Below are 14,116 nucleotides of genomic sequence, written 5' to 3' on the forward strand. Positions count from 1 at the left end.
CCTAATAGAAATAGCGGTTTTGAAAGCGCATGGCGTCAAAAGCGGCGATGCTCTCCGGCGGGACCCGCCTGCCGATTCGGGCCATCAGGCAGTTGGCCGGATGAGAGCAGATTTCCGGATCGTCCGTGGCCATCCAGACCATGCCGACGCTGCCCATCACCTTTTCCATCACTTTCCGGTACTGCCACACATCCAGCCCCGTTCCTTTCAGGTCCCAGTGCCAGTAATATTCCGTCGTGATGACGATATAGTCTTCCATCGCGTCGTCCGCAAAGGCCACCTGCAGCATCGTCTTGGCGACGCCGCCGCCCCGCACGGCCTGGCTGACTTCGATTGCCCCCAGCTCGAGCAGGTCGGGGAGTTGGGCCTGCGACCAGCGCTCCAGCGGGTCGGGATAGAGAAACGTGACGTAGCCCAGCACCAGGTCCTCTTCCCGGGCCACGATAATCCGCCCCTCCGGCAGGGCGGCAATTTCCACGAGGGCCTTGTGCTGCTCTTCGGGAACGCGGAATGCCTTGAGCCCTTCGTCGAAGCGGAGGGAGGCCAGACGTTCCGGTTCGATGGGCCCTTCCACCAGCAGCCGCTTTCCGCCGGCGACGAGCTGCTGTGAATGATAGCGCTTGACGTGCTTCATCGATGCACCTCCTGGTCTAGAAAACAAGAGATGGCAGCCAAACCATCTCTTGTTCACCTCTCTATCCCTATCATACGTCGTTTAGTGGGCGGAGACGCTGTTCGATTGCGGCGATTCTCCGAAACTGTTGACGGCGGTGACGTAATACGTGCCGCCGGCGTCTTCGGTCATGTGCACGTAGCTGGTGCCGGTCACCGATTCCAGGAGCAGGTATCCGGTTGCCGGGTCCGGGCTGAAGTAGACGTTGTACGCGATGACCTGTTCATTTGCGCTGTTGGCCTTCCACTGCAGCTTCCAGCCGCCCTGGGCCTTTTTCAGCGTCAAAGACTTGGGCGCACTGGGCGGCGCGGCAGCGGGCTCTCCGCCGTTTCCGGCCGGCTCTCCGCCGGATCCGACGCCGGTCGAACCGTTTGGTCCAGGGAGCGGCGTTTCCGTTTGGCCGGGGACGGTCGGGTTCCCCCAGGTGCCTGCGGAATCGCCGGCCGAGGCCACCGCTGACGGCGCCGACTCCTGGCCGGTGATGTCCACGGCGGTGACGTAGTAGCCGTACCGCCCGCCGTTTGCCGACGCATCCGTATAGCTGAGCACGGCCGGGTCCTTCACCGTGGCGATGCGGACGAATCCGTTCTGCGCGTTGGCGCGGTAGACGCGGTAGCCGATCAGGTCCGCTTCGCCGCCTGACTTCCACGAAAGCGTCACGTGCTCGCCGGAACGGACGGCGGTGACGTTGGCAGGAGCGGCGGGAGCGCCGGCCACCTCGGTCCTGGGGTCCTCCTTGTCGGGCAGGCGCTGCTCCCAATCGAGCGGCTTGGCGCTGGCCTTTTTGTTTTTGGCGAGAATCTGCTCCTTGTCGGGCAGCGGGTCCGGCGAGCGGAAGAAGATGCCCTCCGACACGAAGTCGTCCGGCGTCCCTTCCTTGGCCAGGTAGCGCTCGCCGTTGTAGAGGACGACGCGGGCTTTCTGGTGGGAGTCGTCCGTTTTGGTCGGCAGGAACTGCCGGTTGAACAGATCGGTGATCAGATGCCCCGCCTCTTTGGACAGTTCGCTCGGCAGGAGGCCGGACTTGCTGTCCACGGTGGCGGTAACGATGCCGGCCGGTTTGTCGAAGGTCTTGTCGGGCGGCGACAAGTCCGGGTGTTTGTCGAGAATCTGTTTCATGATCTTGCCCCACACGGCCATCGGCACGTATTTGTCCCGGTCCGGTATGGGATAGGGCTCGTCGTACCCGATCCAGACGCCCATGGAAAGGTCGGGGGTGTACCCGACGAACCACAGGTCGTTGCTGTTGTTGGTCGTCCCCGTCTTGCCGGCGACGTCCACCTTGCGCGGAACGTACTGGCGGATGTGGGTGCCGGTGCCGGCGTTGACCACCGAGCGGAGCACGTCCGTGATCAGATAGGCGGTCTGTTCGCTGTACACCTGTACCGGCTCCCCTTCGTGCCGGTAGATGACCCTGCCCTGGCTGTCCTCGATCCGCTCGATCAGGTAGGCGTCCACGAACGACCCGTGGTTGGCAAAGGTGGCGTAGGCGTTGGTGATTTCCTCCACCGTCAATCCGTACGTCAGCCCGCCGATCACCCCCGTGGCGGCGTAATTGTCGCTGTCGACCAGCGTGGTGACGCCCATTTTCTTCACGTATTCCAGCGCCGTCGGGATGCCCACCTTCAGGTACGTCTTGATCGCCGGGACGTTCCAGGACATCCGCAGCGCTTCGCGGGCGCTCATGATGCCGTGAAACTTGTTGTCCCAGTTCATCGGCAGGTGGGAGCCGGTTTGCCCGTCCGCCAGCAGCACGGGGGAATCGTCGATCGGCGAGGCGGGCTGCAGCAGTCCCAGTTCAAACGCGGGCGCGTAGGCGGCCAGCGGCTTCATGGCCGAACCCGGCTGACGGGGAACGGTGGCATGGTTGGTCTGTTCCACGTTGAAATCCCGTCCGCCGATCATGCCGAGGATGGCGCCGGTTTTGTTGTGAATCAGCATGGCGCCCACTTCTTCCAGGGCGTTTTCGATCTTTTCCGTCTTGCCGTTGGAGCGGCGAATCGTGTATGTCGCGTTTTTTCCGAAGTTTTTCGGGTCCTGGGCCACGTCCTGCATGATCGCGTTGACGTCCTTGTCGATCGTGGTGTACACCTTGTAGCCGTTGCGCAGGATGTCGCGCCGCTTTTCTTCGATCAACTGGCGGTACTCGTTGCGTCCGACGCTGGACTTGTCCCGCCCTTTTTCCTTTAATTCGGTGTCGACCAGCGCGCGGGCGGCCCGCTCTTCGATTTCCATCATCAGGAACGGCACTTCCCGGTACGCCTGCTGCGTCGGTTTGGCCAGCCGCGCCTTCAGATCGGACGCCAGCGCTTCATCGTACTGGGTCTGGGTGATGTACCCGTTTTCCATCATCCGGTCCAGCACCATCTTCTGGCGATCCTTTCCGCGCCGGTACCCTTCGGAGTTAAACGGCGAATACGCCCCGGGATTTTGAATCATCCCCGCCAGATAGGAGGCTTCCGCCAGGTCCAGGTCCTTCACGTCCTTGTTGAAAATGCCCTTGGCTGCGGCCTGGACACCGTACACATTGGAGCCGTTGGCGTTTTTCCCGAGGTAGATCTCGTTCATGTAGGCTTCGAGAATCTGGTCCTTGGAAAACATCCGCTCGATGCGCAGCGCGTTGAATATCTCCCGTGCTTTGCGCATGTGGCTCACTTCATGGGAGAGGATGGTGTTTTTGACCAACTGCTGGGTCAGCGTGCTGCCGCCGGTGACGACAGGCTGGTTGGTCAAGTCCTGATAGGCGCCGCGCAGCGTCGACTGGAGCACGACTCCCTTGTGGTGAAAGAAGTTTTTGTCTTCGGTGGCGATGATGGCGTTGATCAGATAAGGAGAGACTTCGGATTTCCTCACCAGCCGCCTGTCCCCTTCGGACGCGCGGAGCTGTCCGATCAGCGAACCGTCGTTGTAATAGGCGAAGCCGGTGAGGTAGTTGGTGAAGATTTTTTTCTGCAGTTCTTCCCGGCTGCGCACAGGCTCGTCCTTGACGAGCGCGGCGACGTAGCCTGTCACGATGCCTCCGGCCAGAATGACGCCCAACAGCCCCATCAGCAGCAGGCCCTGGACCATCAGCAGGACTGTCCGCCTGCGGCCGCGGCGGCGCTTGCGCTTGGCCGGTTCAGAGGAAGAAGAGTGCTTGTTCGACATAGATCTACGACCCCCTAGCGTTATCCTGATTATACCATAGGAGGGATCGGGAGGATAGAAGTGCGCCGTTGACAGGGGATAGCCGCTGTGCAACAATAACGGTGTACGTTTTTACAGCAGACCGTGGCGTCGAACGGTGACAGTAGCGAGTGACAAGCGGAGTTTTCAGAGAGCTGGTGGTCGGTGCAAACCAGCCCCTTCCACATCGCGAAGTACACGCCGGGAGCCTTCCGGACAATCCGGACGGAGCAGGCCGTTACCCTGCGCAATGAGCGGAAAGGGTGCCGTGCGCATCTTTTCAATTAGGGTGGTACCGCGGGTGCAGACTCGTCCCTAACCAGGGGCGGGTTTTTCTTATTTTTATGGATGTCAGGGATCAAGGAAAAGGAGCTGTACAGGGATGAGTGTCGAACAGACAAACGAGACGTACGCGCTGACGGAAGCGCAGAAGCAGGAAGTGGAACGCCAGTTGGCGGTGATTCGCCGAGGGGCGGTGGAAATCATTCCCGAGGAGGAGCTGCGGCGCAAGCTGGAGCGCTTTGTCGCGACCGGCCGGCCGCTGAAAGTGAAGCTGGGGCTGGATCCGTCCGCTCCCGACATTCACGTCGGCCATACGGTCGTGCTGCAAAAGCTGCGCCAGTTCCAGGAGCTGGGCCACACCATCCAACTGGTCATCGGCGACTTCACCGGCCGCATCGGCGACCCGACGGGCAAGTCGGAGACGCGCAAGCAGTTGACCGAGGAACAGGTGAAGGAAAACGCGAAAAGCTACGTGGAGCAGTTCGGCAAGGTGCTGGATGCCAGCCGCGTGGAAGTGCACTACAACTCCAGTTGGCTGGCGCCGCTGACGTTCGCCGACGTCGTGCAGTTGGCGGCCAAGACCACGGTGGCCCGGATGATGGAGCGGGACGATTTCGAGAAGCGCTTCAACAGCGGCCAGGCCATCTCGCTGCATGAATTCTTCTACCCGCTGATGCAGGGCTACGATTCGGTGGCGCTGGAAAGCGACGTGGAGCTGGGCGGCACCGACCAGAAGTTCAACCTGCTGATGGGCCGCCACCTGCAGAAAGAGTTCGGCCAGGAGCAGCAGGTGATCCTCACCATGCCGCTGTTGGAAGGGCTGGACGGCGTGCAGAAGATGTCCAAGAGCCTGGGCAACTACATCGGGGTCAACGAGCCGCCGAACGAAATTTACGGCAAAGCGATGTCCGTGCCGGACGAGCTGATGCTCCGCTACTACGAACTGGCGACCGACATCTCCAGCGAGGAACTGGAAGCGCTGAAGAGCGGCCTCGCCGACGGCAGCGTGCACCCGCGCGACGCCAAGATGCGGCTGGCGAAAACCTTTGTGCGCATGTTCCACGGGGAGGAGGCGGCAGAAGAGGCGGAGACCTACTTCAAAACCGTCTTCCAGCAGCGCGCCCTGCCGACCGATCTGCCGGAAGTGGCGCTGGATGCGTCCGCGTACGAAAACGGCGAGGCCAACATTGTCAATCTCGTGTTTGACCTGAAGCTGGTCGACTCCAAGGGGGAAGCCCGCCGCATGGTGCAGCAGGGAGCGGTCAAGGTAAACGAGGAGAAAGTGGCCGACATCAATCAGAGCGTGCCGCTTGCGGACGGCATGGTCGTCCAGGTGGGCAAGCGAAAGTTTGCGAAGGTAAAGCTGGGATAACGCTGCAAAGCCCGTGCCGTTTTGGCGCGGGTTTTCTTCTTGATGTTAGCGACGGCATGCAGCGGATGAAAAAACGTTGCGCCCATCAAAAAAGAGCAGGCCGGCAATCGGCACTGCTCTTTTTTCGACTCGCTCCACAGATTAACGGCTGTAGAACTCGACGATCAGTTTTTCGTTGATTTCCGCCGGCATTTCTTCGCGGTCCGGCAGGCGGGTGAACGTACCTTCCATCGCGTTGTCGTTGAACGAGATGTAGTTCGGCAGGAAGCTGCGCGCTTCCAGCGAATCCTTGATGATTTGCAGGTTGCGGGACTTCTCGCGAACGCTGATCACGTCGCCCGGTTGTACGCGGTAGGACGGGATGTTCACTTTTTTGCCGTTTACCAGGAAGTGGCCGTGGTTAACCAGTTGGCGCGCAGCCGGACGAGTCGGCGCGAAGCCCATGCGGTATACCACGTTGTCCAGACGGGATTCCAGCAGTTTCATGAAGTTTTCGCCAACAACGCCGTGCATTTTGGTAGCTTGCTCGAACGTGCGGCGGAATTGTTTCTCGCTTACGCCGAACATGTGGCGCAGTTTTTGTTTTTCTTGCAGCTGGATGCCGTATTCGCTCAGTTTGCGACGGCTGTGGCCGTGTTGGCCAGGCGGGAAGTTGCGCTTGATGTCTTTGCCGGTGCCATCCAGGGAGATGCCCAGACGACGGGCCAGTTTGTGACGTGGACCAGTGTAACGTGCCATGTTTTCATTCTCCTTTGAAATGGGATTCACAGGTGTTTACTTCCGGAAGGCTAGTTCCATCTTTACCTACACGAACTTCGGACGGTAGCGTTTCCGCATCGTGCTCCTCACAGGTAGTTCAGCCGCAGCCTGTAAAGGGATGAAACTAAGAGGGTGGTACCTCCCGTTTTTACCTGCAATCAATGCTACCCTGTACACATACATCCAATATTATAGTCTTGGGCCGCGCAAAGTCAAGGAAAATGTACGGGGCGGCCTGCTTGGGCACGCCCCGGCTGCGTTCCCGGCCGCGGGTGCAGCTGCCGGTTAAAACGTGCGGCTCTCTTCCAGCTCGCTCCGTTTTTCCAGGAAACGGGCAAACGCGATGGCGGCGTCCGCCCGGGAGACGCTGCCCTTCGGCCGGAACTCCCCTTTGCCGGGCGGCATGATGCCCAGCGTCGTCACGATGACGATGGCGCCCCGGTGTGTGGACTGGTCGATGTCGGTCAGCTTCGTCGCGAACATCTCGGCGTGCTCCGCCAGTTTGCGGTATCCCAGGGCGCGCACGATCATGTCCGCCAACTCCTCCCGGGTGATCGTCTCATCCGGCTTCAGCGACGGGGAGTCCTTGTCCAGCAGGCCGCGGTCGACGGCGGCTTCGACGGCGGCGAAGTAGCGGGAATCGCTGGCGACGTCGCGAAAGCTCGCTTTCCGCTCGGCGGCCAAGGGCAAAACCCGTCCCTCGTTGAGGCTGAGCATCAGCATCTGGATCATTTCGCCGCGGGTGATGCTCCGCTCCGGCAGGATGTTCCCGTCGATCAGGGAGAGCGCCTCGTACTCGTACATCAGCATGAGCTCTTTTTCGGCAGGGTGCCCATTCAGGTCGGCGGGGGCGGGACGATGAAGCTGGATCGGCTTGCCCGTCGACAGGCTGCGCCAGCCGCCGCTGACGGCGTCAAGGACGTACGGCTGATCCAGCGGCGTCAATGCGGCGCGATACACCAGTTTCGCCTTGCGCGCGGGCAAAGTGGCGGCTTTGCCGACGCGGGAAGCGGCCGCGCCATCCGGGAAGGGCTCGAGCACGTAGACCGCTTCCACCTCCGTTTCATTCTGCCAGGCCGCCAGCGCTTCTTCGGCGGGGCGGTGTTTCGGCACCTGCGCCGGGTAGGTTTCCGGTCCCACATTCACGTTGTAGGAGAGCAGTTCGCCGGTGGCGGCATCAAACGAGACGCTGGCGGAGCCGGTGGCGGCCGGAATGCCGTTGACCAGCCGCTGGAACCGCACCTCGTACCGCTCGGCGTCCGGCTGCTGGGGCTCCGCCGATTCCGTCAGATAGAGCCGGTCGGCCCAGGTCGGCGTCCAGGAGCGGATCGCTTCCGCCGCTTTTTTCTTCAAGCTGTCCGCGTCTGCGTTTTTGGCCGCCGCCTTTCGCGGCTCCGGCAGCCGGTTGTTTTTGCTGAAGTGGTACACGTCCCCGTTGAGCGCGTCCATGGCGATGAAGACATAGCTTTGGCCGGTGGCGTTCTTCGCTTCGTATTCCAGGTTCCAGACCGGCCGGCTGCCGTTGTAGTCCTTTTCGTTGTAGGTGGCGGCACGCAGTTGGTATCCGGAGAGGTCAAACGTCCGTTCCGCCAACTGGACGGCGGCATCCTGTCCGAGCGGGCTGCCCGTGTGGCGCGGGGGCAGGCGCTTGCCGCTTGCGGGCGGTTTCTCCGCCTCGGGTTTGAGCGGCGCGAGCGTCTCCGTCAAGGGCGTGCCGTCTCCTGCGTCCAGGTAAAAGGAGAAAGGGTTCTGATAGGCCAGAATCGGGTTGTTCCGCTCCTCTCCCCGCGCATCCCAGGGAAGCACGTAGGAGAGCTTCGCTTTCGCGTGCTGCTTGAACAGCGCGGCGGCTTCCTCGGGCGAAAGCATCCGCTGCGGCTTTTCAAAGCGGACGCCGTCGCTCCAGCTCAGCGTGTAGCCGGTGACCGTACCGGCGGCGCTGACGGTAATGTCCGCGCCGTTGTCGGGGAACGGCACGCCGTCCACCAGGCGGACAAACCGGAACGTGTAGGAGGTGCCGGCATCAAGCGGCGTTTTGGGCTGCGGCAGATCGCGCACATACAGGCGGGTCGCCGCCGCTTTGGCCGGGTTATGCCGGGCGAGGAACTGCTCCGCCACCTTCTGTGCCTCGGCATACGACACGCGGCTGGTGTAGGCGGGTTTGGACGGATGTTGTTCGTAGCGGGAATAGCCGGTCAGCTCCCCGCTGTCGGCGTGGATGCTGACGGTATAGGAGAACGTGATCTCGTTTTGGTTCCGGTCTTTTTTCACCCAGATAAACGTCCATTCCGGAAACGTGCGCCAGATGTCAGCCGAACGGAACGACACGTTTTCCAGCTCCAGTCCCTCCGGAACCAGTTGTCTGGCGATGTTCAGCGCCGCCTCCTTGGACAGTTTGGCTTTGCCGGCGGCATCGGCCAGCGGCTTGCCCGCCGGGGCGCTGACCGGTCCGGACTGGACGGGGGCGGCGGACGGCAGCGGTTGCTCCGCGTAAGCCTGGGCGGCAGGCGCCAGCAGGGCGGCGCTCAGCACAACGGAGCCCGATCGGATGATCCACGGTTTCATGTACAATCCCTCCACGGTGTCAAAATCAAGCGTACACCTTCTCTGACGCGTGGAACCGCACGCTCGTTTCACGCGGACGGGGGAAATGGAGAGGCGAGGAAAAATGGGAATTTTGTCCCAGGTGTGTCGCAATCTATATGGAATTGCAAACATTCATCTTATATAATGAAAAAGGACCAGCACCAGAATCACGGCCGGGGAGGAGTAAGCAACTTGGATACGATCGTCTACTTGATTCGCCACGGTGAAACGGATTGGAACCTCGCGCGCCGCATTCAGGGCCACAGCGACGTGGCGCTGAACGAAGCGGGCCTGCGCCAGGCGCGGCAGGTGGCTGCCCGTTTTCGCGGCAAGACCATCCGTGCCGTCTACTCCAGCGATCTCAGCCGGGCGCTGCAAACAGCCCGCCAGATTGCGGAGAACGCCGGCGTCTCCGTTTCCGCCTTGAGCGCGCTCAGGGAGCGGTGCTACGGTCAGTGGGAAGGGTTGACGTACGAGGAAATCAGGGAACGGTTTGCACATCAAGATGAAGTGGCATGCGGAATCGAGACCTTCGAGGGAATGCAACAGCGAGCTGTGACGACGTTGACCGGGCTGGCGGCCGGCCATCCGGGCGAAGAGATTGTCGTCGTATCCCACGGAGGCTTTATTAATTGCTTTTTGCACTACGTGACCAACGGTGAGCAGGGAACGGGCGTAACGCGGATCGACAACACGGCAGTCAACGTGTTCCGTTACACCGGGCAGCGTTGGGAAGTGCTGCAGGTCAATGATACTGACCATTTGGAAAAATGAGAAAACGCTGAGAGAGGGAATTCTCGTGTCAAGCAAAATGTTGGGGAAGTTGGAGACTGTCTTTTCCTACATGGCCCACTTTATTCTGCAATCCTGGCCGGAAAAGCGCCCAGGCATTCTTTTCTTGACAGATTCCGTCGGCCGTTTGCTCAACGTCATCAGGATGCAAGTCGGCCAAACCTGGAATCCCAACGGACTTGACCTGCAAAAGGGCAGCTCGCTTTGCGGCGATGCCCGCTCGCCCGTATCCCGCGCCCTGCGTACGGGAGAGATCACGGTATGTGTGGCGGACAGCGGTCCCCTGGTCTGGGGCGCGTTTCCGCTGTGCGAACGCGACGGGCGTGCCCGCGCCGTTATCGGCATGCTGGCCCCCCAGACGGAGGTAGACTTCGACTTCTGTTCCTTCATGCGCGGATTGGAACCGTTGATCCGGATGGGGTACGATGCCTACATTCAGCACGCCACCAGCGAAATCGTGATGAACCTCACCAGACACGACAACACGAAGGATCTGCTGACCAGTTTGGTGGGGCAGATCGCGGACATCGTGGAAAAAGGGTACTGCTCCGCCGTCAGGCTGACGGAAGCCGGAACGCTGAACAGCCGGGAACTGGTGACCACCGAGCCGGCAGGCGAGGAGGACTGCCACATCAAGCAGGTGGCGGCCCGCCTGGGCGAGCGGATGATCACGCCGTCCGTGTGGGACGAGCACCGCACCGTCGTTTTTCCCATCTCCTGCGAAAACAGGCCGCTGTACGCGCTGTTTCTGCACCTCCCGCCTGACGAGCCGGACTGTGTGTACGACGAACGGGATGTCGCCTTCCTGCAGGAAGTGGGGGAAAAGGCGAGCTACGCCTTGTGGCGGACCATGGTCGCCGATGCGCTGCGCCGCGAGGCCACCCAAAAGGATCTGCTGTATCAGTTGATGACCAGGATTCAGGCGTCCATCGACGTGGAAGACGTGCTGAGCGAGATCGTGACCAGCATCCGGAAGCTCTATCCGACGGCTTTTGTCGAACTGTTTCTGACCGTGGAAACCAACGCCACCACACCCGTCAAACCCCTCTCCTTTCAGGACGATGACGCGTCCACCAGCACGCGGGCGTACCTGGAGGGAAGACTGGTCGTCGATTACGAAGAGCGCGACGGCATCCCAATGGCCGTGATCGCCGCGCCGCTGTTGGGCAAACAGGGCATTTACGGGGTGCTGCAGCTAACGGCCGAACGGCAGGCAGCACCGGGGCCGCAGGAGACGGAGTACATCTCGATCCTGGCGGAGACGGCGGGGAAAGCTTTTGAAAATGCCCAGCTCTACCAGCAGTCGCGCAACCTGATCCGGGAGCTGCGCCTGATCAACGAAATGGCACGGCAGTTGAACCGCAGCCTGAATCTGAAGGAAATCCTCGACTTTGTGACGAAGATGCTCCTGGAGACCTTCTCGGCCGAATTTGTCGCCATCCTGCGCAAACGGCCGGATGAAGACCGCTTCGAAGTCATCTCTTCATCGCTGCCCGCGTGTCACGGACGGCTGGTGTCCGCCTCCGAAAAACCGTTGGCGGATGCCGTGGCCGGCAAACAGGTGCTCATGCTCGCACAGCCCGGCGCCAAACCGCTGCCCTTTTCCCTGAAGCCCTGCGCGTCGCTGATGGGAGTGCCGCTGGTGGTGGAAGGAGAACTGGGAGGCGTGCTGCTCGCTGCCGATTCCCGCCATCATTTCTTTGGTTTTGACGATTATAAACTGCTGGAGATCTTCGGGCAGCACGTCAGCCTGGCCATGACCAACGCCATGCTGCACAACGAAGTGGAGCGGATGGTGATCACCGACAACCTGACCGGTCTCTACACCCGGCGCCACCTGAACGACTGCGTGCGGTCGTCGCTGGAGAAAGACTGCTATGGTTCGCTCCTCTTGATCGACATCGACTATTTCAAAACGGTGAACGACACGTACGGACATCAGGTGGGCGACGAAGTGCTGCTGCAGGTGTCCGACCTAATTCGACGCAACATTCGTGAATCGGATATCGCGGCCCGCTGGGGCGGCGAAGAACTGGCGATCTACCTGCCGCGCGTGGACAAGGCGACCGCCCATGGCATCGCCGAGCGCATCCGCTCCCTGGTGGAGGCGGAAACCACTCCGCGGGTCACCATCTCCTGCGGCCTGGCAGCATGGAGCCGGGACCTGCAGCCGCAGTTCAGCGTGGAGGAGCTGTTCCACCAGGCCGACGTCGCCTTGTACGAGGCGAAAAACAAAGGCAGAAACCAAGTGATTCTCGCGTAGGAGCCGGACGAGGCTCTTTGCTTTTTCTTCCTGGATCAGAGAGTGTGAACGTCCATGAGTCCGCTTCCTGATACAGCAAGAAAAGCATCTGCCAACGATGAATCGGCTGCGCCGACAGGGACGCGGTACACGTCTTTCGTAACGACCAATACACAGACAGGACGGGGGAATGGCGAATGGGAAGTGACAAGCACAAGCGAATTGCGGAGCAAGTGGCGAATGGGGTGTACCGGCTGGAGATTCCCACTCCCTTTTCCGTCGGAGCGGTCAACGTCTATCTGGTGGAAGGGGAGCGTTTGACGCTGGTGGATGCCGGACCGCTGACCGAGGAGGCCTGGCAGGCGCTGACGGACGGACTGGACGAGCTCGGATACCGGGTGGAAGCGATTGAACAGGTCATTTTGACCCACCATCACGTCGACCACTGCGGGCTGTTGGAACGGGTCCGGCAGGCGTCGGGAGCGCGCGCCTACGCCCATCCGCTCGCCGTCCCGTACGTGGAGTGGCACGAACCGTTTCTCGCCTTTCACGACCGGTTTTTCCACGAGCTCTACCGGGAGAGCGGCGTGCCGGAGGAGAAGCTCTTCCTCATCCGGAAGTTCCACCAGTTGATGATGACGTTTTCGCAGCGCAGCCGCATCGACGGTTTGTTGAAGCACGAGCAGGCGGCGCCCCATCTGCCCGAGTGGCAGGTTCTCTACACCCCGGGCCACTCGCAGAGCCATCTTTCCCTGTACCGGGCGGCCGATCGCGTCATGATCGCCGGGGATCACATCATCAAGCACATCTCTTCCAACGCCTTTGTCGAGCCGCCCCGTGACCAGTCGCGGGCCCGACCGCTGACCCTGGTGCAGTACCGGACGGCGCTTCAGATGTGCGCCGACATGGAGATCGACCTGGTGCTGTCCGGGCACGGCGAGCCGGTGACCAATCACCGCGAACTGATCCTGGCGCGATTGCAGAAAAACTGGGAGCGGACGGGCATGCTCCGCCGGTTCCTGGCTGACGGCGAAAAGACGGCCTACGAGTTGAACGCGCTTTTGTTTCCGTCGCTGTACGAAAAGGAACTGCCGCTCACGCTCTCGGAGACGCTGGGCCACATCGACCTGTTGGCGATTCTGCACCAGGTGGAGATCAGGAAGAAGGACGGCGTGCTCTACTATTCCCTTTGACCTGCCAGCAGAATAAGCCTTTTCTTCCTCGGAAACCCTAATGGCGACGAGGAGGAGGGACGAACATGCGCAAAGCGTGGAACTTCATATTCTTGCCCCTGCTGTGCGCGGCGCTGGCGGGCTGCAACACGATGGGGACCAGGCCAAACGCGGCAGCCGCCTTTGACCAGGTCCGCGACCGTTTTGCGGAGCAGGAGGCGTTTGCGTTTTACGGCCAGACCAAGCTGCTGACAGGGGATACCGCCAACGGAAACGTCGTCAGTTTCTCCGGGCGGAAGCATGGGGACGGAATCCTGATGAATGTGAATCTGTCGCAGCCTGAACGGAAACGGGTGAACACCCTGTCGCTTTTGTCCAGGCAGCAGCGGCTGTACGTCAAGCAGGGCAGCGACCAGGAGTGGAAGAGCGTGGGCCGCGACGGGTCATTTCGCCAGGAGTTGAACAACTGGGACCCGGTCTTTGCCTTCCGACAGATGGACGAGTTGAAAAAGAGCGTACTGCCGCTGACCGACCGCAATACGGCAGACGACATCGAAGCGGTGCGGGTGCTGCTGGACTCGACGAGGCTGAAGAATTGGCTGGCGGAACAAATGAAGGAGCAGGCGGGTCCGCATGTCCAGTCCGCCCATCAGCCGCGGCTCAAGCTGGCGATGATGCTCTCCGACGGCGCGTGGAGAGCGCCCCGGCAGGGAGCGGCCATCCAGGCGGCGGAGCCGAACGTTGACGAGATAATCGACCAGATGGAGCTGGAGGCGGAGTACACCGTGTATTACAACAAGACCACCATGCTGCCCACCAGTCTGGTGATGTCTATCCGCTCCGAGTACGACGCCAACAACCAGCGGGTGCTGGAGCACGCCCAGGTGGAGACGTTTCTGCAAAACTACGGACAAGTGCCGCCGCTGCCGGAGCCGACGAGCGCGGAGAAAACGGCAAAGTGAGGGAATGGAAGCAGGCGTTCACGTGCCGCAGGTGCGGTGTGTGAACGCCTTTTTGCGCGGGGCGGGGCGTCGCGGCAGCCGCACCATGTGCGGTCGTGCCGCTTTCGCGTA

Annotated in this window: 9 protein-coding genes; 5 read left to right on the plus strand and 4 right to left on the minus strand. The window is 61.2% G+C overall.

Annotated elements, in window-relative coordinates; genetic code table 11:
• Position 1: 1 nt before the first annotated feature.
• Both A6764_RS06630 and A6764_RS06635 read right to left on the minus strand, forming a co-directional pair.
• On the minus strand, positions 2-634 hold the full coding sequence (locus A6764_RS06630) for a GNAT family N-acetyltransferase (RefSeq protein ID WP_029098704.1): 633 nt from the start codon (positions 632-634) through the stop codon (positions 2-4).
• Between the two features lie 81 nt (positions 635-715).
• Entirely contained in the window at positions 716-3,820 is a 3,105-nt protein-coding gene (locus A6764_RS06635; RefSeq protein WP_065067004.1) for a transglycosylase domain-containing protein, read from the minus strand.
• Positions 3,821-4,220: 400 nt separating this feature from the next.
• Between A6764_RS06635 and tyrS the strand changes: the two genes are divergently transcribed.
• Entirely contained in the window at positions 4,221-5,492 is a 1,272-nt protein-coding gene (gene tyrS, locus A6764_RS06640) for a tyrosine--tRNA ligase (RefSeq protein WP_029098706.1), read from the plus strand.
• 141 nt (positions 5,493-5,633) lie between these two features.
• Here tyrS and rpsD read toward each other — a convergent pair whose 3' ends face one another.
• On the minus strand, positions 5,634-6,230 hold the full coding sequence (gene rpsD, locus A6764_RS06645) for a 30S ribosomal protein S4 (RefSeq protein ID WP_029098707.1): 597 nt from the start codon (positions 6,228-6,230) through the stop codon (positions 5,634-5,636).
• A gap of 306 nt (positions 6,231-6,536) precedes the next feature.
• Positions 6,537-8,816 carry an S-layer homology domain-containing protein gene (locus tag A6764_RS06650; protein ID WP_264622459.1) on the minus strand — a complete coding sequence of 760 codons (2,280 nt, stop codon included), beginning with the start codon at positions 8,814-8,816 and terminating at the stop codon, positions 6,537-6,539.
• A gap of 213 nt (positions 8,817-9,029) precedes the next feature.
• On the opposite strand from A6764_RS06650, the gene A6764_RS06655 reads away from it, so the two are divergent.
• The 4 genes from A6764_RS06655 to A6764_RS06670 all read left to right on the plus strand — a co-directional run bounded on the left by A6764_RS06655 (position 9,030) and on the right by A6764_RS06670 (position 14,005).
• On the plus strand, positions 9,030-9,611 hold the full coding sequence (locus tag A6764_RS06655; protein WP_044897344.1) for a histidine phosphatase family protein: 582 nt from the start codon (positions 9,030-9,032) through the stop codon (positions 9,609-9,611).
• A 25-nt stretch (positions 9,612-9,636) separates the two neighbouring features.
• Positions 9,637-11,892, plus strand: coding sequence for a GGDEF domain-containing protein (locus tag A6764_RS06660; RefSeq protein WP_255309663.1), 2,256 nt, complete (start codon positions 9,637-9,639; stop codon positions 11,890-11,892).
• A 176-nt stretch (positions 11,893-12,068) separates the two neighbouring features.
• Entirely contained in the window at positions 12,069-13,064 is a 996-nt protein-coding gene (locus A6764_RS06665) for an MBL fold metallo-hydrolase (RefSeq protein ID WP_065067002.1), read from the plus strand.
• A 65-nt stretch (positions 13,065-13,129) separates the two neighbouring features.
• Complete coding sequence (locus tag A6764_RS06670; protein ID WP_065067001.1) at positions 13,130-14,005, plus strand: hypothetical protein; 876 nt, start codon at positions 13,130-13,132, stop codon at positions 14,003-14,005.
• Positions 14,006-14,116: the final 111 nt, after the last annotated feature.

The sequence above is a fragment of the Brevibacillus sp. WF146 genome, assembly GCF_001673705.2.
In the GTDB taxonomy this organism is placed as follows: domain Bacteria; phylum Bacillota; class Bacilli; order Brevibacillales; family Brevibacillaceae; genus Brevibacillus; species Brevibacillus thermoruber.

What these genes read in the sequence shown, in the direction of transcription:
- rpsD (WP_029098707.1), bottom strand. Translation starts at nt 6,230, where the DNA reads ATGGCACGTTACACTGGTCCACGTCACAAACTGGCCCGTCGTCTGGGC.
- A6764_RS06630 (WP_029098704.1), bottom strand. Translation starts at nt 634, where the DNA reads ATGAAGCACGTCAAGCGCTATCATTCACAGCAGCTCGTCGCCGGCGGA.
- A6764_RS06665 (WP_065067002.1), top strand. Translation starts at nt 12,069, where the DNA reads ATGGGAAGTGACAAGCACAAGCGAATTGCGGAGCAAGTGGCGAATGGG.
- A6764_RS06650 (WP_264622459.1), bottom strand. Translation starts at nt 8,816, where the DNA reads ATGAAACCGTGGATCATCCGATCGGGCTCCGTTGTGCTGAGCGCCGCC.
- A6764_RS06635 (WP_065067004.1), bottom strand. Translation starts at nt 3,820, where the DNA reads ATGTCGAACAAGCACTCTTCTTCCTCTGAACCGGCCAAGCGCAAGCGC.
- A6764_RS06670 (WP_065067001.1), top strand. Translation starts at nt 13,130, where the DNA reads ATGCGCAAAGCGTGGAACTTCATATTCTTGCCCCTGCTGTGCGCGGCG.
- tyrS (WP_029098706.1), top strand. Translation starts at nt 4,221, where the DNA reads ATGAGTGTCGAACAGACAAACGAGACGTACGCGCTGACGGAAGCGCAG.